The organism is Agrobacterium larrymoorei, assembly GCF_037722385.1.
Taxonomy (GTDB): domain Bacteria; phylum Pseudomonadota; class Alphaproteobacteria; order Rhizobiales; family Rhizobiaceae; genus Agrobacterium; species Agrobacterium larrymoorei_C.
Map to the genome: position 1 here is coordinate 139,630 of NZ_JBBKAQ010000004.1, position 20,314 is coordinate 159,943.

Genomic DNA, 20,314 nt, shown 5'->3' on the forward strand with positions numbered 1-20,314 from the left:
CTCGATCCGGGCGACGCCATTTTTCTGTCTGCCGTTGGCGGGCACGGTGGTCTTCAAGATCGCAAGACATTTTACTGGAGGCTATGAAACACTGGCATGGCCGCACGACAACGCATCATCCCCGTCAGGCGCGAATACAATCGCTGGGTCGCGAACCAGACGCTGGAAGATTATGCGCTGCGATTTACCGCCAAGAGCGCCCGGCAATTCTCCTCCAGCCGCATTTCTCACACCGCCATTGGCGCGATTTCATTTTTGGCGCTGGAAGCGATCGGCGCCGCCATCACCCTCTCCTACGGCACCACCAACGCCTTTTTCGCCATTGTTGCTGCCGCCATCGCCATGCTGCTCGTCGGCCTGCCGATCAGCCGCTATGCCATCCGCCACGGCGTCGATATCGATCTTCTGACGCGCGGCGCAAGCTTCGGCTATATCGGCTCGACCATCACCTCGCTGATCTACGCCGCCTTCACCTTCATGCTCTTTGCCATCGAGGCATCGATCATGTCCGGCGCGCTGGAACTGGCGCTCGGCATTCCGCTGTGGATCGGCTACATCATCTCGGCCGTCATGGTCATTCCGCTCGTCACCCATGGCGTACGGCTCATCAGCAAGTTCCAGATCCTGACCCAGCCCTTCTGGATCGTCCTCAATGTCCTGCCCTTCATCTTCATCGCCCTGATGGATTGGCAGAAATTCGATTTGTGGCTGGCCTTCTCCGGCATCCATCACGCATCCGCGCAAACCGGAGACAACGCGCCCTTCAATCTCATCGAATTCGGCGCGGCCTCTGCCGTCATCCTGGCGCTGATGTCACAGATCGGCGAGCAGGTGGATTTCCTGCGCTTCCTGCCCGCAGAGGGCCAGAGCAAATGGCGCCATAAGCTCGGAGTCTTTCTTGCCGGTGCCGGCTGGGTTCTGGTGGGCGTGCCCAAGCTTCTGGCGGGCAGCTTCCTGGTGGTGCTGACGCTGTCCTCCGGCGTGCCGGTGGATCGCGCCGCCGACCCCTCGCAAATGTATCTGACCGCTTTCGGCTACATGATCCCGAACCATAATGCAGCGCTGATCCTGATGGTGGCCTTCGTCGTCGTGTCGCAGTTGAAGATCAACGTGATGAATGCCTATGCGGGGTCTCTCGCCTGGTCGAACTTCTTCTCGCGGCTGACCCATAGCCACCCTGGCCGCGTCGTCTGGCTGGTCTTCAATGTGGCGATTGCACTGCTTCTGATGGAGCTTGGCATCTATCGCCTGCTGGAAGAAACGCTCGGCATCTTCTCCATTGTTGCCATGGCGTGGCTTTGCACCATCTCCGCCGATCTCTTCATCAACAAGCCGCTCGGTCTTGCCCCGCTCGGCATCGAGTTCAAGCGCGCCCATCTCTACGACATCAATCCTGTCGGCGTCGGCGCAATGACGCTTTCAGCAACGATCGCGCTGACCGCTCATTTTGGCCTCTTCGGCACACTGGCCGCGTCGCTGGCGCCTTACATCACCCTGATCGTCGCCTTCATCGCCTCGCCCCTGATCGCCTGGGGCACGAAGGGCAAATTCTATCTCGCCCGCAAACCGCGCCAGAGATGGAAGGAGCTTTCAAGCATCACCTGCTCCATCTGCGAACATCCTTTCGAGCCGGAAGACATGGCCTGGTGCCCCGCCTATGCGGGGCCGATCTGCTCGCTCTGCTGCTCGCTGGACAGCCGCTGCCATGATATGTGCAAGCCGAAAGCAAGGCTGAATTATCAAACGGCCCAGGTGGCGAAGACTTTCCTGCCGGAACAGCTTGTCGCAAAACTTGCGACCCGGCTTGGCCGCTATGCCATCTCCGCAGCACTCGCAGTGGCAGCCATCGGCGCCATCCTGGCGCTGATCGCCCATCAGGTCGGCACCGGCACACCAACGACGGCGGATGTGGTCAACCGCACCATCCTTATTGTCTTCTTCGTCTTTGCCGTGATTGCCGGCATCGTCTGCTGGTTTCTGGTCCTCGCCCATGACAGCCGCGTGGTTGCGGAGGAAGAATCGTCGCGACAGAACACGCTGCTTCTGAAGGAAATCGCCGCCCACCAGAAGACCGATGCCGCGCTTCAATACGCCAAGGAAACGGCGGAAGCCGCCAACCGCGCCAAGAGCCGCTATGTAGTGGGGCTCAGCCACGAACTGCGCACGCCGCTGAATGCCGTGTTGGGATACGCCCAGATCCTCGAGCGGGACGAAACCATCCCGCCACCCCGCCAGTCTGCCATCAAGGTCATCCGCCGCTCCGCCGATCACCTCTCCGGCCTGATCGACGGCCTCTTGGATATCTCCAAGATCGAGGCGGGACGGCTCCAGGTGCAATCCAACGAAATCAACATTCAGGACTTCCTCGACCAGATCGTCGATATGTTCCGCCCGCAGGCGCAGGCCAAGGGTCTGACCTTCCGTCACGAGCGGGCAAGGAGCTTGCCGCAGTATGTGCGCAGCGACGAGAAACGCCTGCGCCAGATCCTCGTCAACCTGCTCTCCAATGCCATCAAGTTCACCGACGAGGGCACTGTCAGCTTCGATGTCATCTATCGTAGCCAGGTCGCCACCTTCACCGTCACTGATACCGGACGCGGCATTGCGGAAAGGGATCTTGGCCGCATCTACGAGCCCTTCCAGCGCGGCGAGGCCGAAAGCATCAAGCCCATGCCAGGGCTTGGCCTTGGGCTGACGATCACGCAGCTTCTCACCAATACGCTTGGCGGCGAGATTTCGGTGGAAAGCGAGAAGGATGTCGGCTCGACCTTCCGCGTGCGGCTGATGCTCTCCTCCGTCGATCGCCCCAGTACTGCACTCGCACCGGAAAAGAAGATCGTCTCCTATGCCGGCCCACGCCGCACCATCGTCGTTGTCGATGACAATGAAGATCACCGCGACCTGATGATGGAGGTGCTCTCGCCGCTCGATTTCATCGTGCTGACGGCGCAGAGCGGGCCGGATTGCCTGGCGCTGATCGAGGCGATGCAACCGGACGCGTTCCTGGTCGACATTTCCATGCCGGGCATGAGCGGCTGGCAACTGGTCGACAGGCTGCGTGACGCAGGGCAGACCGCCCCCATCCTCATGCTATCGGCCAATATCGGCGATACGGCCATCATCGGCGCTGATACGGATGGCCATAATGACACGCTGGCAAAGCCGGTCGATATCCGCAAGCTCTGCGACCGACTTGCGGTGCATCTTGGCTTGCAGTGGGTTTATGATACCGACCTGCCGCCGGTTTCCTTGGCCCAGAATAACTCGAAGACGAGCGCCATTCAGGCACCGGCCCCGGCTCATCTGCAGGATCTGATTGCTCTCGGTGAAATCGGCTATATTCGCGGCATTGAGGCCAAGCTCGATAGTCTTGCGGCCGAACCTGGGAATCTCGCCTTCACCGAAGAAGCCCGCCGCTTCGTGCGCGCTTTTGACCTCGCCGGCTATGCCGATTATCTGCAGGCCTTCGACAGAAAGGACGGACACGGATGAACCGCTCGTTGCAGCCCCGCGATATCGTTCTTCTGGTGGACGACAGCCCCGAAGCCCTCGGCTTCTTAACCGAAGCGCTGGAACAGTCCGGCTTCTCGGTGTTGATCGCCACCTCGGGCCAGGCGGCGCTCAACATTGTCGAGCGCGTCACCCCCGATCTCGTGCTGCTCGACGCCGTCATGCCGGGCTTGGATGGCTTCGAAACCTGCCTGCGGCTCAAAGCTAACGCCGCCGTGGCGCAGGTGCCAGTGATTTTCATGACGGGCTTGACCGAAACCGAGCACGTCGTGCGCGCGCTGGAATGCGGTGGCGTGGATTACTTAAGCAAGCCCATCAATATTGACGAGCTGCGCGCCAGGCTCCGCGTTCACCTCTCCAACGCCCGCTCGGCCCAGAGCGCGCGCGTGGCGTTGGATGCCGCCGGCCGCCACCTTCTGGCCGTACGTGCCGATGGCGCGATCCTCTGGTCGACGCCGCAGGCAACGCGCCTCATTAACGCCGCAACCGGCAGCAATGATGGCCTCGATATCGTCTCGCGCACGATCGGCGAATGGATGGCGCAGAACACGAGCCGGGATACGCCGCTCGTCATTACCCACGCTGAGCGCCCCTCGCTGCAATTTACATTTCTGGGCGCAGTCGGCGCCGACGAATACCTCTTCCGCCTTACCACCGCCAACGAGAAATCCGGCGATGCTCTTCTACGAGACCGCTTCTCGCTGACGATGCGGGAATCGGAAGTGCTGGTCTGGATTGCCAAAGGCAAATCCAACCGTGATATCGGTGAGATTCTCGGCCTCTCAGCCCGCACGGTGAATAAGCATCTGGAACAGATCTACGTCAAACTCGGCGTCGAAAACCGCGCCTCCGCCGCCGTGAAGGCAGCGCACGTGCTGCACGATAGCTGAGACCTGCGAGCCGCCTGTCTCAGCGTAACCCCTTGATTTATACAGCGGATCTGGGAGGCTCCACCTCTCCACAGCATCACGCTCTGTCGCGCGCTGCCGCATGACGCGTGATCAGCACAGGGCCGCACCCATCTTAAGTATTGAGGATCAACACATGGCCAAACTCGTCATCCTGTCCGGCTGCTCCGGCGGCGGCAAATCCACCCTCCTTTCGGAGCTTTCAAAACGTGGTTTCGCCACGGTGGAAGAACCGGGCCGACGCGTCGTCGAAGAACAACTGAAAGTGGAAGGGACGGCCCTACCGTGGCTCGATCTCAAAGCCTTCCTGCAGCGAGTGCTTGCGATGGCGGAACGGGACTATGCAGCCGCTCTTGAAAAACCAGGCATCTCAATCTTCGACCGTAGCCTGATCGACGCCGCCTCCGGACTTCGCCAACTGGGCGACGACCACTGGTACGAGAGACTGCGGACCGAATGTCGCTACGCCAGGATAGTCTTCCTGACGCCACCCTGGCCGGAAATCTACGTGACCGACAACGAACGCCGCCACGGATTTCAGGACGCGGTCGAGGAGTATGAGCGGCTGCGCCGCGATTACGACGATCTGGGATATGACGTCTTCATCCTGCCAAGGACGGACGTTGATCACCGTGTGGAATTCATTCTGAACACGCTTCAAGGCACTTAAGAGTGGCTCAAAAGGCTACGCTTTTGTTGAAGCCAGAAGTCTTACGAGCTTTGCGGATCTCGTCTTTCGTCGAACCTAGAAATGGGCAGCGCGACTCGGCCGATAATCCCAGGAGGGAGGCTGTCCGGTAGGACAGAGGGGGTGCTTCCAAGACATCCGCCCGCCCACGAAAAAAGGCGAAACTCCGTTCGCCGCTATACTGCCACCCAACAAATAACAGTACTGCACCTAGCCTCCCCTCCGACACGCGTCGGAAGGGAGAACAGGCGATGCTATTAGCGGCAGACGCGGGTCTTGCGAACGATGATCTCGCCGTGGCGGCGGATGCGTTCCTTCTTGACGAAACAGTCGCGCGGTGCGTGGCGGTAGTGACGAGGGCGGTACTCTTCGCGCACTGGCTCGCGCATGACGCGCTGCGTCGTCGTTACCGTCACGGTTTCAGCAAAGGATGGTGCCGTCACCGAGAAGAAAGTCGCGGCGGCGAGGACTGCGGAAACAACAAGCTTTTTCATTGATGAACTCCTGAATTGAGGCCGCAGAAAACGTGGCGCAACGCAGGCAGTTCCGCTCATCATCACATTTTTCTAAATTATTGTGATTGAAAGGACTGGAGTCAGACTTTCTGACGCGCAGTCTCCTCCCCGTCGAAAGCCAGGCGCTTGTCCCTCGATGGATCATGGGGATCTGAGCGACGGTGAGATCCATCGCATACCCCTTGAAACAAGAAAGCCCGGCATCGCTGCCGGGCTTCATCAATCTCAGGCTGACAGAGCAGATTACATGCCCTGCTGGAAGTAGCTGTACTTGCCGTCCGGGCCCTTCTTCCATTCGTACATGACGTAGCCAGGAAGCTTCGGGTCACCCTTTTCGTCGAAGGAAATGTCGCCGAGAACGGTCTTGAACGTACCCTTCTTCAGCGCTGCAGCAACGGCTTCAGCGTCGAGAGAACCGGCAGCCTTTGCACCTTCTGCAATCGTCTGAACGGCAGCATAGGAGTAGAGCGTGTAGGCTTCAGGGTTGAAGCCGGCAGCCTTGAACTTCGCGACCAGTTCCTTGTTTTCAGGACGCAGGGTCGGATCAGGACCGAAGGTGTTCAGCGTGCCTTCAACAGCGTCACCAGCAATCGAAGCCAGTTCGTTGGAAACGATACCGTCACCAGATACGAGCGTTGCCTTGAGGCCCTGGTCCTTCGCCTGGCGAATGATCAGACCGGCTTCGGTATGGAGACCACCCCAGTAGATAACGGAAACGCCAGCTTCCTTCATCTTGGCGATGAGGGCGGAGAAGTCCTTGTCGCCGACATTGATGCCTTCATAGATGACTTCCTTTACGCCAGCGGCGTTGGCAGCCTTCTTGGTTTCATCGGCAAGGCCCTGACCGTAAGGCGTCTTGTCGTGAATGATGGCGATCTTGGCGTCCTTGAAGTGGTCGGCAAGATACTTGCCGGCAATGCCACCCTGCTGGTCGTCACGGCCGCAGGTGCGGAAGGTGTTCCACAGGCCGCGCTCGGTGAAGACCGGGTTGGTTGCAGCAGGCGTCACTTCGAGAATGCCGTTTTCGGCATAGACTTCGGACGCTGGAATAGAGACGCCGGAGTTGAAGTGGCCAACGACGAACTTTACGCCATCAGCTGCGAACTTGTTAGCAACCGAGATGCCCTGCTTGGGGTCGGACACGTCGTCGCCGAGAACGATCTTGATCTTCTCGCCATTGATGCCGCCAGCAGCATTGATGTCGGCTGCGGCCTGCTCTGCGCCCTTCTGGAGCTGAGCGCCGAAAGCGGCGTTCGGGCCAGTCAGCGGACCACCAACGCCGATGAGGACATCAGCCCATGCCGAACCGCTGAACGCGACCATGGCGGTCAGCGCAACTGCGGAAAGAAGAGACTTCTTCATTATGTTACTCCCAGTTCCTTTGATTGGGTTGGTTTTCTCGACCTGTCCAGCACCCAAATTATCTGTCCAGGCTGTTCCTCTCAGGAGGGAATTCTGATTTCAGAAAAACCCGTCTGTCAATCTTTCTTCTTATAGGAAAATGCCGATGTCCGGTCGTAGAGCCAGTAGTAATTATCGACCATCTGGCTGGTCCGACGGATGCGGAAACCGGCCGTTGCGAAGGCCAGCAAAACCACGACATCGATCAGGTAGTAGAAGCCGTTCAACAAGGGACCGGCAAAGAGCGCGTAGTGCAAAAAGCGCATGACGCAACCCAGAAGCAGAGAGTAGATCACCACCTGCGGATACTGACCCCAGCCATCGGCAACGGACTTGCCTGTGCGCCAGGCGGTCCAGAAGCCGAGAAGAACGACGAGGCCACGCAAGACATAGCGAACGCCACTATCGGTTTCGAAAAAAAGGCCCTGCATCTTTTCCCCAATCAGCACCGCCGCCACGAAAGGCAAACGATCCTGTTTTCTGTTTCGCTCGACCGTTTTCCGGCAAGCTTTATTGTTTGTTTTTGATCCGCCAAACCAGCTATGCAGTCTGACAGGCTCTCAGCAGATTTGCGCCCAACGCCTTCGAAAGCAAGCATTTTTTCGTGGGCACCGGCACAAAATCATGAAATTTTTTGCGCCTTGTCAAAGGACGGGGATCAGCGATCCCCGCACTGGTTTGATCGTCAGTGACGGCCGCCCTCGAGATAGGCTGCACGCACTTCCGGATTGGCAAGAAGCTCCTTGCCGGAACCGCTCATCGTCACCTTGCCGTTGACCATCACATAAGCGCGGTCTGACAGCTTCAAGGCCGCGAATGCGTTCTGCTCTACGAGGAAGACGGTCAGCCCCTCTTCCTGGTTGAGCTTCTTAATCGCCTCGAAAATGCCCTTGACGATCAGAGGGGCGAGACCGAGAGACGGTTCATCGAGAAGCAGGAGCTTCGGACGCGACATCAATGCACGGCCAATCGACAGCATCTGCTGCTCACCACCCGAAAGCGTACCGCCGCGCTGGCTTTGGCGTTCCTTCAAGCGGGGGAACATGGTGAAGACCTTCTCGACGTCTTCCTTGAAGTACTTCAAGTTATCGAGATTGGCGCCCATCTGCAGATTTTCCAGCACCGACATACGCGGAAAAATCCGGCGGCCTTCGGGAGACTGGGCAATGCGCTTGCGCGCAATCATGTGCGTCGGCAGGCGGGTGATATCCTCACCATCGAAAATGACTTCGCCATTGCGGGCTTGAGGCGCACCGCAGATCGTCATCATCAGGGTGGACTTGCCAGCACCATTGGCACCGATGAGCGAGACGATCTCGCCCTTCTTCACCTCCACATCCACGCCCGCAAGAGCGCGAATATTGCCGTAATAGGTTTCGACGCCCTGGATTTTCAGGAGAGCTTCAGACATCAGACCGCTCCCCCGTGGAGTTCTTCTGCAATCACTTCTTCCACTTCATCGTCCTCGACACCCAGATAGGCGGCGATGACCTTGGGATCGTTCTTCACATGATCAGGCGTGCCGTCGGAAATCTTCTGGCCATATTCGAGCACGATGACGTGGTCGGAGATTTCCATGACGACCGACATGTCATGTTCGATCAGAAGCAGCGAAGTTCCTTCGTCGCGAATGCCGCGCAAAAGAGTGTTGAGCGCCAGCGACTCCTTCGGATTGAGACCGGCAGCCGGTTCGTCGAGGCACAGAAGCTCAGGCTCTGTACACATCGCGCGGGCAATTTCCAGACGGCGCTGCGCACCATAGGAAAGATCGCCCGCGGGATCGTCGGCACGGTCGATGAGATCGGCCTTCTCCAGCCAGTATTTGGCTTTGTCGATTGAGGCTTCCGCCGCATGCGTATAGGCCGGAAGACCGAGCAGACCGAGGATGGTGTAGCCGGATGCCTTCATCAGCTTGTTGTGCTGGGCCACCAGCAGGTTTTCCAGAACCGTCAGGCCGGAAAACAGGCGGATGTTCTGGAAGGTACGGGCAACCTTGGCCTTCTTGGTGACTTCGAAGTCCGGCAGACGCTCGAGCAGATGCTCCTCGCCATTGCTGCGCACCATGGTGATCATGCCCATCGTCGGCTTGTAGAAGCCGGTGATGCAGTTGAACACGGTGGTCTTGCCAGCGCCGTTCGGGCCGATCAGCGCGGTGATATCGCCGCGCTTCACGTCGAAAGAAAGGTCGTTGATCGCCATCAGACCGCCGAAGCGCATCGACAGATGTTCGACCTTCAGGATGGTATTCTTGTTCATCGCAGTGTTTCCGGAAGCCATCAGCCGTGACCTTCCTTGGTGAAGCTGCCGGAGACAGACTTGCGTTTTTTCAGGAAGGCCGTGGGTTCGCGCGAGCCGACGAAGCCGCGAGGCTTGAACAGCATGACGATGACCATGGCAAGACCGAAGAGCAGCATGCGATAGAGTTCCGGTGTGAAATCCGGACCGAAGACGTGCTTGAGGAATTCCATCTCACGCAGCAGTTCGGTACCGCCCACCATGACCACCGCAGCAATTGCGATACCGGTCAGCGAGCCCATGCCGCCGAGAACGACGATGGCAAGGATCACTGCCGATTCCAGGAAGACGAAGCTTTCCGGCGAAACGAAGCCTTGACGTGCAGCAAAGAACGAACCGGCAAAACCACCGAACATCGCACCCGTTGCAAAGGCGGTGAGCTTGGTCTTGACCGTATCGATGCCGAGCGAGCGGCAGGCGATTTCGTCTTCACGCAGCGCTTCCCAGGCACGACCGATCGGCATGCGGCGCAGCTTGATGGTGACGTAGGCCGTCAGCATGCACAGAAGCAGAATCACGTAGAAGAGGAAGATCTTGTAGTAACCCGACGACATCGGCAGGCCGAAAGCCTTGGCGAAGTTGTTGGGTGCACCGACATCGAAAGACCAGATGCCGAAGATCGATGCCTTGGCAACGCCGGTGATACCGAAGGTTCCGCGGGTCACATCCGTCCAGTTCAACAGCACAAGCCGGATGATTTCGCCAAACGCGAGCGTGACGATGGCAAGATAGTCACCGCGCAGGCGCAGTACCGGGAAGCCGAGAATAAGGCCCCAGAAGGCGGCGAGAATGCCGGCAAGCGGCAGAAGCACCCAGAAAGACAGGCCGAAATAGCTGGATAGCAGCGCGTAGGAATAGGCACCGACCGCGTAGAAGGCGACATAGCCAAGATCGAGCAAACCGGCAAGGCCAACGACGATGTTCAGACCCCAGGCCAGCATCACATAGATGAGGATCTGAATGCCGAAGTTGTCGACGAAGATCAGCGAACCCTGCGCACCTTTGAAATAAACGGCGATGACCGGATAAAGCAGCAGCAGAACCAGCGCGAATTTCAGGAAATGCTTGTGGAAAAAGTTCTTTTCCTCGGAGATTTCCAGAATGCCAGCCTTGGACTTGGCGAGCTTGCGGCGATCGAGATGCGGCTCGATGACACCGACCACGACGAAGCGGCCGATGGCGGCGACAGCGACGAAGATCGCCAGAAGCCCCCAGCGCGTGCCCCAGACCAGCTGGTTGTTGATGTCCTGATAGGTAACGATGCCGACATAAAGCAGGAACATGCCGAGGGAAACGAAGCCAGCAATGATGGCCTCCTTCACCGCTCTTGCCATGACGTCCTGCTCAGCGGCGTTGTCGGAAGGAATATTTGCCATGTGCTTAAACCTTCTCGACTTCCGGACGGCCCAGAATGCCAGTCGGTTTGAATATCAGCACGAAAGCCAGGATACCAAAGGCGGCCACGTCCTTGTAGGCGATGGAGAAATAAGCCGACCAGAGTGACTCGATAAGCCCGATCAAAAGACCACCGAGAACAGCGCCAGGAAGTGAGCCGATGCCGCCCAGAACCGCAGCCGTAAAGGCCTTCACGCCAGGGATAAATCCGTCATTGAACGAGGCCACGCCGTAATACATCAGATACATCGTACCGGCGACGGCTGCGAGCGCTGCACCCATGACGAAGGTGACGGAGATCGTGCGGTCAACGTCGACGCCGAGCAGTGCGGCCATCTTGCGGTCCTGCTCTGTGGCGCGCTGCGCGCGGCCGAGAGGGGTCTTATTGACGATGTACCAGAAGGCAAACAGCAGAACCGAGGTGATGACCACGATGAGAAGCTGCTTCAGCGAAATGGTGATCGCGCCGAAATGATATGTCTCGGTGACCATGGGCGGGATCGGCTTGTTGCGCGGACCCTGCGTCACCTGAATGAAGTTCGACAGCACGATCGACATGCCGATCGCCGTGATCAGCGGCGCAAGGCGGAACGAGCCGCGCAGCGGACGATAGGCAACGCGCTCGATCGCCCAGTTCCACAGGCCCGTCACCAGCATGGCAACAACCATCATCACCAACAGAAGAACGGCGACGGGAAGGCCTGCAATGAAGGATGTGAGAATGAGAAAGACGATCAGTGCGGCAAAGCCGCCAAGCATGAAAATATCGCCGTGCGCGAAGTTGATCATGCCGATGATACCGTAGACCATCGTGTAGCCAATAGCGATGAGGCCGTAGATCGATCCAAGAGTCAGCCCGTTGATGAGCTGCTGGATAAAATACTCCATATTTTTCCCCCGGGCGCGTTCTCGATGCGGAACGTACCTCGTTTATGTTGCTTACTGAGGGCTCTCATTGCTGTTTTTGTCCCTCTTGACGCAAACCCTTAGCGCGTTCGGTAAAAATGTGAAGCCAAAAAGGGAGAAATATGCACAAAATTTAATGTTGACCCACGGATTGCTGCAATCGACATCAGAAAGATGAGGAAAGCGGCAGTTAAGCCCGAAATTTTAATCGCAGGGTGGGCCCACTTCATTCCCAAATAGATATATTTGACCGGCGCCCGCTTCAGGCGTAACCAACCTTCATCTGATCGCCTCTCTTGATGACAGGAAGCCTTGCAGCAGAAGGGCTTCGGGTGCTGCGGGGTTCTGAAGGAATGGAAATGCTGGAAAGTCTGATTGCGGCGGCGTTGAGTGCCGGCAAGGAAATCATGGCGGTTCACGCCGCCGGCCCGCACGTTACCTATAAGAACGACTGCTCTCCCGTCACCGAAGCCGATGAACGCGCCGAGGAGGTCATTCTTTCAGCCCTCTCGCGTGACTTCCCTGACATTCCTGTGGTTGCCGAAGAGTCAGCCACAACGGGCCATGTGCCCGACATCGACGGCGATTTCTTCCTCGTCGATCCGCTGGACGGCACCAAGGAATTCATTTCGGACAAGCAGGATTTTACTGTCAACATCGCCCTTATCAGAAATGGCGCGCCGGTGCTCGGCGTTGTCTATGCGCCGGCGCTTGGTGTGGCGTGGACGGGCGAAAAAGAGGCAGCGCGCAAGCTCTTCATTTCCGGTGAATTCGAGCGTGTATCGAACCACCCCATTCGCTGCCGCGCCAAACCGCCCATGCCGGTTGCCGTCATCAGTCGCTCCCACTGCACACCAAAAACCGAAGCCTTCGTTGCGGAAAACGGCCTGATCGACAGCATCTCAATCGGTTCTTCGCTGAAATTTTGCATGCTGGCGGAAGGGGCCGCCGACGTCTACCCACGCTTCAGCCGCACCATGATGTGGGATACGGCAGCAGGCGATGCGGTCCTGCGGGCCGCAGGCGGTATCACGCTCGACATGGCCGGTCTTCCGCTGCGCTACGAAATCGACCGCAGCAATGACGACATGCTGGCAAACCCCGATTTCATCGCCTGGGGCGCGCCCCCGCGATAACCGCCCGCCCGGCCTACCGCCACTTGAGCGAACCCATTGATCTTCCTTGCGACGTCGCGAGTCAGCAGTCCGCCGTCATGGCGATCGCGCACTCAACAGAGTGGCAAAGACCAAGTTTCAACAGCGCGGGCTGCCGCCCCGGCCAGCGGGCCCATCTCAAAGCCTTTGCGACAAAATTTTTTTGGCAATTCAGTGAGCGCCAAAGCACCCAATTTGGGGCTGATGTCCCGCAAAGCACGAACAAACCCAGCGAAATCATTCAAATTATTAATAAATTATCTCTGCACGCTTAGGTATTTTTTAAAGGTACGCCCCTAAAGTGCCCAGCATATGGTCTTGAGTTTGTGTAGAGTGTCCAATGACCGAAATGATACGCCCACGAGTTAAATATGTCATCGGTCCCGATGGCAGCCCTCTGACGATTGCCGATCTGCCACCAGCCGACACCCGTCGCTGGGTCATCCGCCGCAAGGCTGAAGTCGTCGCCGCCGTGCGCGGGGGTCTTCTGAGCCTGGAAGAAGCCTGTGAGCGCTATACGCTGACGGTAGAAGAGTTCCTGTCCTGGCAGGCATCGATTGCAGATCATGGTCTTGCCGGTCTGCGCACCACGCGCATTCAGCAGTATCGCCACTAAGGCAGGCAGAAGAGGCGCTCCATCGAGCGCCCGATATGCCACAGAGTTCGGCGTCACTCCATCTCGCTCATGCGGGACGGCGTGGCGCTTTTCTTATTTTAGGCTTAGGCCCTCCCCTTTCGCGACCGACAATCTCGTCGCTGCCCGCTGTGCGTGCACTCGATCAATCACCACAAAGATTAGGGTGCAAAAAAATCCGCCTGGCATCAGCCAAGCGGATTGTCATTTTTCAGGTCAAAGCACAGCGTCATTGAAAGCAGCCTCCTGATCAGCTGGCCGCCGTCAATGACGTCAAATCAAAGCGCCTTTGTTAACGCGTAGGCGTCAGGCGCGGGCACGGACCGCGGTATCGCGGTTTTCCAGGGCTGCGGCCTTATCGTATTCAGCCTGCACTTCTTCCAGAGAAGCTTCGGCAGCTTCCTGCTGCATCTTCAACTCGCGGATCGAAACCTGCAAATTGTCGGCGCGCTGTCGCGCGGCCTTGGCGAAGGTTGGATAGGCGAAGTGGCTGGGATCGGTAATGCCGGACTTGCTTTCTTCAAGGGAGATCTGATGGACCAATTCCTTGGCCATCCGTTCGAATTCGGACATCATCGACTGCAACTGCTGCAACTGACGACGTTTTTCGTTGACCTGAAATTCCTTCAGGCGAACTAGGCTGTCACGCGACTTCATACTCAATACTCCATGGATAGCGAGACCCCGGTTCAAACAGGAACCAACCCGCCATTCCGGCTGTGCCGGAATGATTCTTAAAAGTTACCCGCCATTAATAAAAAAACTGCGCTGTTAACTTTTCATTTACGGGCATCGTTAATGATAAGGGAGATCATTTAAGGGTCGGTAAATGCCAAGCCCAAAAAACCACTGGGCACGACAATGCAAGAGTCGATTGAATCACTTAGGGGGTTTTCCTCATTTGTTGGTTCATGTTTGGCGATGAAGGATTCACGTTCAAAAACAGCAGAGTGCCCGAATTATTTAATAAGTTCTGCATACCTTGCCAAAGGAGAGAAGAATTTGTTAACCATTTGGTGGCAGCCTGCAAATCAGGCAACGACTGGATCCGCATCGCGCAAAGGCATTCATTTACCAACCGCGGGCGGCAAAGGGGATAATTATGCGGGTTCTACTTATTGAAGACGACAGCGCAACGGCTCAGAGCATTGAGCTGATGTTGAAGTCGGAAAGTTTCAACGTTTACACGACCGACCTCGGTGAGGAAGGCGTGGACCTTGGAAAGCTCTACGATTACGATATTATCCTTCTCGATCTCAACCTGCCGGATATGTCCGGTTACGAGGTCTTGAGAACGCTGCGTCTCTCGAAGGTCAAGACACCGATCCTCATCCTGTCGGGCATGGCTGGCATCGAAGACAAGGTACGCGGTCTCGGCTTCGGCGCCGACGATTACATGACCAAGCCGTTCCACAAGGATGAGCTGGTTGCCCGCATCCACGCCATCGTTCGCCGTTCCAAAGGTCACGCCCAGTCGGTCATCGCCACCGGCGAGCTGATCGTCAACCTGGATGCCAAGACTGTTGAAGTCGGCGGCCAGCGCGTTCACCTGACGGGCAAGGAATACCAGATGCTGGAGCTGCTGTCGCTCCGCAAGGGCACCACGCTCACCAAGGAAATGTTCCTCAACCACCTCTATGGCGGCATGGACGAGCCCGAACTGAAGATTATCGACGTATTCATCTGCAAGCTGCGCAAGAAGCTTGCAAATGCAGCAGGCGGCGCAAACTACATCGAAACTGTCTGGGGCCGCGGCTACGTGCTTCGCGAGCCGGATGGCAACACCGAATATCTCGAGACTGCCTGATTATCTCCTCGACATGCCTCCCAAGCATGATTGTCATGACAAGCCCGCCGCGCAAACGGCGGGTTTTGTTTTTTGCGACACCGCGAGAGCACGGGAAAAGACAAAGCCATGGCGATTCGCAAAGCCTCTAAAGACGACGCCTCAAGCCTTGCCGCACTCTCCATCGAAGTCTGGATCGGCACTTATCTGAGAAACGGCGTGTCGAAATTCTTCGCCGATTACGCACTCTCAGCCTTCACTGTGGGTAAATTCGAGACGCTCATCGAGGATGAGAATGAAATCATCCTGGTTTCCGACAATAGAGACGGCATCGACGGCTTCGTGCGCGTCACGGTCAAGAGCCCCGCCCCTATCGAAAACGGCCCTGAGACAGAAGTCGCAACCCTTTATGTTCAGCCGCAGCACAGGGGAAAAGGCATCGGCAAACGACTTCTTGTCGAGGCCTTTAGGCTCTGCAGTGAAAAAGGATACAAAGGCGTGTGGCTCGCCGTGAATAGCGAGAATAGAGACGCCATCGTCTTCTACCATCGTCTTGGATTCACGCAGGATGGTCAGACCGCGTTCCGGATCGGCGACCAGTCCTATGCCAACGAGGTGATGGTGAAGCGGTTCTGACGAGCCGAAGAAGCGCGTCGCAATGTCGGTAACGGGGCAACAGCCTTGAAGCCACTCACGTTTCTACCCTCATGAGAAATGGGCCACCTCCACAGCAGCCCACGCATCACTCCAATCAGGCCGCTTCAGCAGCCTCAGCCATGGAGGCCGTAAAGACCACGCGGTCTTCGTGCACCTTGTATTCGATCTTCATGCCCGCTTCTTCGGCCAGAAGCAGCGTGTAGTAAGGCTGAACGGAATGGGCGTCGATCGCCTCTTCTTCCGTGCCCTCGGCGAGCGCTGCGAACTTGGCAGGCACGCGCATCATGCGGCCCTTCACGGTAATCTCGAAGCGGGCATCGCCTTCCGGGTTTTCAAGGACGATATCTGCGTTGCCACCGCGCGGGATCGCGCCGTAGGCCACGAGAAAGAGGTTCAACAGCAGCTTCACGCGGTTCTTGGCGACGATGGCGCGCGGACCGGACCAGGTCACTTCCACCTTCTTTTCGGCAGCGGCAAAATCCTTGGCAGCCTTTTCGGCCTCGCCCGTGTCGATCGACGCGCCGGCAGAGCCGGATGCACCGAAGGCAAGGCGGGCGAACTTGAGGCGGACCGAAGCATTCAGCGCCGAGGTGCGGATAAGATCCAGTGCATCGGCATCGGTGCCGCCTTCGTCGAGGAGTTCCAGACCATTATTAATGGCGCCGACTGGCGAAATGACGTCGTGGCACACCCGGCTGCACAAAAGTGCCGCCAGATCCGGGCCGGAGAGCGAGATTTTGAATTTTGCCGTCATAAATTTTTCTCCTGCGCGGATAGAGCGCGGACCCTGTCAAAATTGCTAAAGCATCGGCCCAAAACAAAATCCATGTTCAGAAAGCCCGATGCGTAGACTCAAGAAGCAGTAGAGCGTCCTGAGTATTCCAAAAAGGAACGCCCGGCGCTCTATGAGCTTTTCCTTGTTAAATAAATACGTCCTGTCGAAAACGTGCTTCGTCGGACCGATTCCATTTAGCAAGGAAACGCTCTAAGCCATAATGACACCATATTTGGTAAACCGATTGTTAATATCATGGTCTCAAAATGCCAAATGTCTTAACACGGCAATGGTAACAAACAGACGGACGGAACTGACGATGCGACTTAACGAACTCCGCACCATCGCACGCCTCGGACTGGTAAAGATTTTCGTGATCCTTGCGAGCCTGTCTTTGTCGGCTGCGCAGGCATCGGCACAAAGCAGCGATCAATACACCATCCAGGAAATTGTCGATGCCGGTCACGGCTTCTTCGGCGAGACGACGGGCGGACTTGCGAAGGTTGTGGAGCGTGCGTTCCAGCAATATGGTCTGCCGAACGGTTACATCCTTGGCCAGGAAGGATCCGGTGCTTTCGTCGCGGGCCTTACCTATGGCGAAGGCACGCTATATACGAAGAATGCCGGTCAGCACCCGGTGTTCTGGCAGGGCCCATCGCTCGGTCTCGATTACGGCGGCCAGGGCACACGTGCCATGATGCTGGTCTACAACCTCCCCTCCGTCAATGCGCTTTATCGTCGTTATGGCGGCGTCAGCGGCTCGGCCTTCATCGTTGCCGGCGTTGGCATGACGGTTCTGAAAAACAGTGACGTGACCATCGCCCCGATCCGCACCGGCATCGGCGCGCGCCTCGGCATCAATGTGGGCTATCTCAAGCTCACCCCGCAGCCCACCTGGAATCCTTTCTGATTCGTCAGCCGCTTCCTTTTGTATTAAGCTCCTCTGACGCGATGAGCGTGTAAGGCGATGACCGCCTGGCGCAAGATTGCAATGACAGTCTGCGCCGCGACGATGAAATGAGCTGCCATTCTGGGTGATCGACCCGTGGCGCTTCCTGTGGAGACGACCACGCGTGATTGAGTACGCCCTTATTTTCGGCCTTGGTTTCCTCTGCGCAATTTTGCTGGTCTCGTTGATCTCGCCCGCGATCCACCGGCGTATCGTCTCCTACACCGAGAAGAGACTGCGTGCGACGATGCCGATGAGCCCGCAGGAGGTGCGCGCGCAAAAAGATATGGCGCGTGCTTTGTATGCGGCTGAGAATGCCCGTACCCGTCAGGAACTGGATTCCGAGCGGGAAAAGGCTTTGTCGCTGAAGTTCAAGAACGAAGCGGCACAAGGCGATGCCGGACGGCTTCTCGCTGAAACCCGCGAGTTGAAGCTGCAACTGGAGCAGATGACGCTAGAGGCCGGCGATCTGCGCGCCAAGGCCCGCCGTCACGAGGATGCCGTCGCACGGCTGACGACCAAGCTGAACGACGCCGAAGAAACGGCGATTGTCCGCACCCAGGAAATCTCCAATCTCACCAAGCGCGTTGGTGCAATTTCGCGCGAGCTGGACGATCTCAAGATCGCACTGTCGGCCCGCGATCTGGAAGTGGAGCAGGCAAAGACCAAGTCGACCTCCTGGCGCAAGGAGCGGGAAGACATCACGCGCCAGTTGGACGAAGCGGCAGCCAAGGCGCGCGAGACCGCCCAGCATATGAACCGCGAAAGCCGCAAGATCGCGCGGCTTGAAGATCAGCTGGCCAAGGAAATGGCGCGCAATGCCGACAGTGAAATGCTGCTGGAACGCCGCGCTCAGGAAATCGCCCGTCTGAAGGAGCGCATGGCTGGCACCAACGGCATCAAGGATGAACCGGATGTTACTCCCGTTGCGCTTGCATCGTCTGAAACCGCTGATGAGAATCCGGAACGGCTCTCGCGCGAGATAGACGATATCCGCAATCAGGGCACGGCGCTGACCGAGCGCCTGTTGAACGTCAAGGGCGATACCAACGACGAGGCGATCCGCAAGGAAATCGGCCAGATCGCCGCACGCATGATCGCGCTGACGGCCGCCCAGGAAGGCGACAGCTCTCCCATCCCCGCCCTCATCGCAAATGCCGAGAGCGCCGCAGGCCGCCAAAGCCTGGCAAACCGTGCCAGCGAACTCTTGGCACGCCAGAAGAACGCGTAAAACCAAGCATGAATACGTCTAATCGTGCTGTTCTCGGCCGACATCGCCAAAAAAAAATGCGATGAGCCGCATTAAAAATAAAGACCGATAAAATTGTACCGATCGATTTAAACGCCCCGAAAATTTTGCCCCGTAGTGTCGTCTTCAACAGAGGCCGGACAACAAAAGAAAAAACCGGCCCGGTAACCGAAGCGCAAAAGAAACCGGCGGGCAAGCCGGCCACGAAACGGGGTAAGACATGTTGAAGAAGCTTTTCGCAGCCGCGCTGTGCGGCATCGTTATCGCATCCATCGCAAGCCATGCTGACGCGGCAGGTCCCGGCGGCCTCGCCCGAAGCTTTGCCACCATCGAGCGCAACCTCATTGCATCGGCCCCATCGATCAGACAGGGCGAGCAAGTCGACATTGAGCGCAAGGCCGCGATCGCTTCGCTCGACTTCTACTTCCAGCGCTTCGACCAGTTCGAAAAGCTGCGCTGAACTGCTTTCAAAATATTCATGACCGACTGCCGCCCGTCGTCTGGCATCCAAGGCTTAACCGACAGGCGGCTTTTTTCGTTCGGCGACTGCAATGCCGCCAAGTGCAAGCAGCAGCGCGATGATCTGATAGAGGTGTAGTGTCTCGCCGATGATCATCACCGATAAGAACGTGCCGAATACGGGAATGAGGTTGATGAAGAGCCCGGCGCGGTTCGGTCCGATCTCCTCCACGCCCTTGATGAAGAAGATCTGCGCCACAAGTGACGGGAAGAGCGCGGTGTAAAGAACAATCGCCCACCCCTTCGCTTCGGGCCAGATAGCCTGATCGCTCAAGACTTCCCACCCCATCAGCGGGATGGAGGTGAGAAGAGCGGCCGTTGCCGGAATGGCCATCAACGTCCGCCAATCCACGGCCGGTTTCCAGCGCAGGATGACGGTGTAGATCGCATAGGCCAGCACCGCGAGCAGCATGATCGCATCGCCCGGATTGAACTCCAGCCGGATGAGCGACATCAGATCGCCGCGTGATGCCAGAAGCGCAACACCGAAGATGGTCAGGATGAAGCCGATGATCTGCACTGCCAGCACCTTTGTGCGGAACAGGGCAAAGTTGAAGACGAAGATGACCGCTGGAATGACGGCCTGGATGACCGCAGCATTGATGGCGGTTGTGTATTTCAGCGCGGAATAAAGCGCTGCGTTGAAACAGGTGTAACCGACCGTGCCGAGGATGAAGAAATAGGGCAGCCGCGTTTTGACGACCGGCCAGTCGCGTTTCAGTTGCGGCAAGGAGATCGCCACGATGATGACGACGGCCACCACCCAACGCAGAAAGGTCAGCACCATCGGGCTGATATGGCCGACGGCAAGCTTGCCCGCGACGGCATTTCCACCCCAGCACAATGCGGCAATGGTGAGGACGAGATAGGCTCTGGAGGGCACGGGCACAGAACTTTCATTCGAATACGTGCCCGATTTCTGCACTCGGCCCACCCGCTTCGCAAGAGCGGTTGCACGCTTTTCAGCCATAGG

Annotated in this window: 21 protein-coding genes; 11 read left to right on the plus strand and 10 right to left on the minus strand. The window is 57.6% G+C overall.

The window, feature by feature from the left end; translation table 11 throughout:
* Positions 1 to 96: 96 nt before the first annotated feature.
* The 3 genes from WKI41_RS08790 (at position 97) to WKI41_RS08800 (ending at position 5,088) form a co-directional block, all read left to right on the plus strand.
* On the plus strand, positions 97 to 3,492 hold the full coding sequence (locus WKI41_RS08790; RefSeq protein ID WP_340193114.1) for a hybrid sensor histidine kinase/response regulator: 3,396 nt from the start codon (positions 97 to 99) through the stop codon (positions 3,490 to 3,492).
* Positions 3,489 to 4,400 (plus strand): response regulator, encoded by a 912-nt coding sequence (locus tag WKI41_RS08795; RefSeq protein WP_340193115.1) that lies wholly within the window; start codon positions 3,489 to 3,491, stop codon positions 4,398 to 4,400. The genes WKI41_RS08790 and WKI41_RS08795 overlap by 4 nt, the downstream gene beginning before the upstream one ends.
* 154 nt (positions 4,401 to 4,554) lie before the next feature.
* Positions 4,555 to 5,088, plus strand: coding sequence for an AAA family ATPase (locus WKI41_RS08800; RefSeq protein ID WP_340193116.1), 534 nt, complete (start codon positions 4,555 to 4,557; stop codon positions 5,086 to 5,088).
* A gap of 275 nt (positions 5,089 to 5,363) precedes the next feature.
* On the opposite strand, the gene WKI41_RS08805 is transcribed toward WKI41_RS08800, so the two are convergent.
* The 7 genes from WKI41_RS08805 to WKI41_RS08835 form a co-directional block, all read right to left on the minus strand.
* Complete coding sequence (locus tag WKI41_RS08805) at positions 5,364 to 5,600, minus strand: hypothetical protein (RefSeq protein ID WP_296020134.1); 237 nt, start codon at positions 5,598 to 5,600, stop codon at positions 5,364 to 5,366.
* A 264-nt stretch (positions 5,601 to 5,864) separates the two neighbouring features.
* Positions 5,865 to 6,983, minus strand: a complete 1,119-nt coding sequence (locus tag WKI41_RS08810; protein ID WP_340193117.1) for a branched-chain amino acid ABC transporter substrate-binding protein — start codon at positions 6,981 to 6,983, stop codon at positions 5,865 to 5,867.
* A 116-nt stretch (positions 6,984 to 7,099) separates the two neighbouring features.
* On the minus strand, positions 7,100 to 7,453 hold the full coding sequence (locus WKI41_RS08815; protein ID WP_340193118.1) for a DUF6867 family protein: 354 nt from the start codon (positions 7,451 to 7,453) through the stop codon (positions 7,100 to 7,102).
* A gap of 254 nt (positions 7,454 to 7,707) precedes the next feature.
* Positions 7,708 to 8,433, minus strand: coding sequence for an ABC transporter ATP-binding protein (locus tag WKI41_RS08820; RefSeq protein WP_425341003.1), 726 nt, complete (start codon positions 8,431 to 8,433; stop codon positions 7,708 to 7,710).
* A complete protein-coding gene (locus WKI41_RS08825; RefSeq protein ID WP_340193119.1) occupies positions 8,433 to 9,299 on the minus strand; it encodes an ABC transporter ATP-binding protein in 867 nt (288 codons plus the stop codon). Before WKI41_RS08825 ends, WKI41_RS08820 begins: the two co-directional genes overlap by 1 nt.
* The gene (gene livM / locus WKI41_RS08830) at positions 9,299 to 10,693 is read right to left on the minus strand and encodes a high-affinity branched-chain amino acid ABC transporter permease LivM (RefSeq protein ID WP_340193120.1); all 1,395 of its coding nucleotides are present in this window, start codon (positions 10,691 to 10,693) and stop codon (positions 9,299 to 9,301) included. The genes WKI41_RS08825 and livM overlap by 1 nt, the downstream gene beginning before the upstream one ends.
* Positions 10,694 to 10,697: 4 nt before the next feature.
* Entirely contained in the window at positions 10,698 to 11,600 is a 903-nt protein-coding gene (locus WKI41_RS08835) for a branched-chain amino acid ABC transporter permease (RefSeq protein ID WP_340193121.1), read from the minus strand.
* 377 nt (positions 11,601 to 11,977) lie between these two features.
* Here WKI41_RS08835 and cysQ point away from each other — a divergent pair, with 377 nt between their 5' ends.
* Together cysQ and WKI41_RS08845 are read left to right on the plus strand one after the other, a co-directional pair.
* Positions 11,978 to 12,754, plus strand: coding sequence for a 3'(2'),5'-bisphosphate nucleotidase CysQ (cysQ, locus tag WKI41_RS08840; RefSeq protein ID WP_340193122.1), 777 nt, complete (start codon positions 11,978 to 11,980; stop codon positions 12,752 to 12,754).
* A 358-nt stretch (positions 12,755 to 13,112) separates the two neighbouring features.
* Complete coding sequence (locus tag WKI41_RS08845; RefSeq protein WP_340193123.1) at positions 13,113 to 13,388, plus strand: DUF1153 domain-containing protein; 276 nt, start codon at positions 13,113 to 13,115, stop codon at positions 13,386 to 13,388.
* Between the two features lie 324 nt (positions 13,389 to 13,712).
* On the opposite strand, the gene WKI41_RS08850 is transcribed toward WKI41_RS08845, so the two are convergent.
* Complete coding sequence (locus WKI41_RS08850) at positions 13,713 to 14,063, minus strand: flagellar export protein FliJ (RefSeq protein WP_113225560.1); 351 nt, start codon at positions 14,061 to 14,063, stop codon at positions 13,713 to 13,715.
* A 204-nt stretch (positions 14,064 to 14,267) separates the two neighbouring features.
* On the opposite strand from WKI41_RS08850, the gene WKI41_RS08855 reads away from it, so the two are divergent.
* The 3 genes from WKI41_RS08855 (at position 14,268) to WKI41_RS08865 (ending at position 15,828) form a co-directional block, all read left to right on the plus strand.
* Positions 14,268 to 14,528, plus strand: a complete 261-nt coding sequence (locus WKI41_RS08855) for a hypothetical protein (RefSeq protein WP_340193124.1) — start codon at positions 14,268 to 14,270, stop codon at positions 14,526 to 14,528.
* Positions 14,509 to 15,213: a response regulator transcription factor CtrA gene (ctrA, locus tag WKI41_RS08860; protein WP_306934020.1), complete on the plus strand. Its 705-nt coding sequence runs from the start codon at positions 14,509 to 14,511 to the stop codon at positions 15,211 to 15,213. Before WKI41_RS08855 ends, ctrA begins: the two co-directional genes overlap by 20 nt.
* A gap of 108 nt (positions 15,214 to 15,321) precedes the next feature.
* A complete protein-coding gene (locus tag WKI41_RS08865) occupies positions 15,322 to 15,828 on the plus strand; it encodes a GNAT family N-acetyltransferase (protein ID WP_340193125.1) in 507 nt (168 codons plus the stop codon).
* Between the two features lie 115 nt (positions 15,829 to 15,943).
* Here the strand turns inward: WKI41_RS08865 and chpT are convergent, their stop codons facing one another.
* On the minus strand, positions 15,944 to 16,603 hold the full coding sequence (gene chpT, locus WKI41_RS08870) for a histidine phosphotransferase ChpT (RefSeq protein WP_340193126.1): 660 nt from the start codon (positions 16,601 to 16,603) through the stop codon (positions 15,944 to 15,946).
* Between the two features lie 334 nt (positions 16,604 to 16,937).
* On the opposite strand from chpT, the gene WKI41_RS08875 reads away from it, so the two are divergent.
* The 3 genes from WKI41_RS08875 (at position 16,938) to WKI41_RS08885 (ending at position 19,282) form a co-directional block, all read left to right on the plus strand.
* Entirely contained in the window at positions 16,938 to 17,534 is a 597-nt protein-coding gene (locus tag WKI41_RS08875; protein WP_306934887.1) for a DUF1134 domain-containing protein, read from the plus strand.
* 163 nt (positions 17,535 to 17,697) lie between these two features.
* Positions 17,698 to 18,804, plus strand: a complete 1,107-nt coding sequence (locus WKI41_RS08880) for a hypothetical protein (RefSeq protein WP_340193127.1) — start codon at positions 17,698 to 17,700, stop codon at positions 18,802 to 18,804.
* 238 nt (positions 18,805 to 19,042) lie between these two features.
* On the plus strand, positions 19,043 to 19,282 hold the full coding sequence (locus WKI41_RS08885) for a hypothetical protein (protein WP_340193128.1): 240 nt from the start codon (positions 19,043 to 19,045) through the stop codon (positions 19,280 to 19,282).
* 54 nt (positions 19,283 to 19,336) lie between these two features.
* Here WKI41_RS08885 and WKI41_RS08890 read toward each other — a convergent pair whose 3' ends face one another.
* Entirely contained in the window at positions 19,337 to 20,224 is an 888-nt protein-coding gene (locus WKI41_RS08890; RefSeq protein WP_340193268.1) for a DMT family transporter, read from the minus strand.
* Positions 20,225 to 20,314 lie beyond the last annotated feature (90 nt).

What these genes read in the sequence shown, in the direction of transcription:
- WKI41_RS08815 (WP_340193118.1), bottom strand. Translation starts at nt 7,453, where the DNA reads ATGCAGGGCCTTTTTTTCGAAACCGATAGTGGCGTTCGCTATGTCTTG.
- WKI41_RS08790 (WP_340193114.1), top strand. Translation starts at nt 97, where the DNA reads ATGGCCGCACGACAACGCATCATCCCCGTCAGGCGCGAATACAATCGC.
- WKI41_RS08810 (WP_340193117.1), bottom strand. Translation starts at nt 6,983, where the DNA reads ATGAAGAAGTCTCTTCTTTCCGCAGTTGCGCTGACCGCCATGGTCGCG.
- WKI41_RS08850 (WP_113225560.1), bottom strand. Translation starts at nt 14,063, where the DNA reads ATGAAGTCGCGTGACAGCCTAGTTCGCCTGAAGGAATTTCAGGTCAAC.
- livM (WP_340193120.1), bottom strand. Translation starts at nt 10,693, where the DNA reads ATGGCAAATATTCCTTCCGACAACGCCGCTGAGCAGGACGTCATGGCA.
- WKI41_RS08845 (WP_340193123.1), top strand. Translation starts at nt 13,113, where the DNA reads ATGACCGAAATGATACGCCCACGAGTTAAATATGTCATCGGTCCCGAT.
- ctrA (WP_306934020.1), top strand. Translation starts at nt 14,509, where the DNA reads ATGCGGGTTCTACTTATTGAAGACGACAGCGCAACGGCTCAGAGCATT.
- WKI41_RS08865 (WP_340193125.1), top strand. Translation starts at nt 15,322, where the DNA reads ATGGCGATTCGCAAAGCCTCTAAAGACGACGCCTCAAGCCTTGCCGCA.
- WKI41_RS08825 (WP_340193119.1), bottom strand. Translation starts at nt 9,299, where the DNA reads ATGGCTTCCGGAAACACTGCGATGAACAAGAATACCATCCTGAAGGTC.
- WKI41_RS08795 (WP_340193115.1), top strand. Translation starts at nt 3,489, where the DNA reads ATGAACCGCTCGTTGCAGCCCCGCGATATCGTTCTTCTGGTGGACGAC.
- WKI41_RS08885 (WP_340193128.1), top strand. Translation starts at nt 19,043, where the DNA reads ATGTTGAAGAAGCTTTTCGCAGCCGCGCTGTGCGGCATCGTTATCGCA.
- WKI41_RS08820 (WP_425341003.1), bottom strand. Translation starts at nt 8,433, where the DNA reads ATGTCTGAAGCTCTCCTGAAAATCCAGGGCGTCGAAACCTATTACGGC.
- WKI41_RS08805 (WP_296020134.1), bottom strand. Translation starts at nt 5,600, where the DNA reads ATGAAAAAGCTTGTTGTTTCCGCAGTCCTCGCCGCCGCGACTTTCTTC.
- WKI41_RS08800 (WP_340193116.1), top strand. Translation starts at nt 4,555, where the DNA reads ATGGCCAAACTCGTCATCCTGTCCGGCTGCTCCGGCGGCGGCAAATCC.
- chpT (WP_340193126.1), bottom strand. Translation starts at nt 16,603, where the DNA reads ATGACGGCAAAATTCAAAATCTCGCTCTCCGGCCCGGATCTGGCGGCA.
- WKI41_RS08835 (WP_340193121.1), bottom strand. Translation starts at nt 11,600, where the DNA reads ATGGAGTATTTTATCCAGCAGCTCATCAACGGGCTGACTCTTGGATCG.
- WKI41_RS08855 (WP_340193124.1), top strand. Translation starts at nt 14,268, where the DNA reads ATGCAAGAGTCGATTGAATCACTTAGGGGGTTTTCCTCATTTGTTGGT.
- cysQ (WP_340193122.1), top strand. Translation starts at nt 11,978, where the DNA reads ATGCTGGAAAGTCTGATTGCGGCGGCGTTGAGTGCCGGCAAGGAAATC.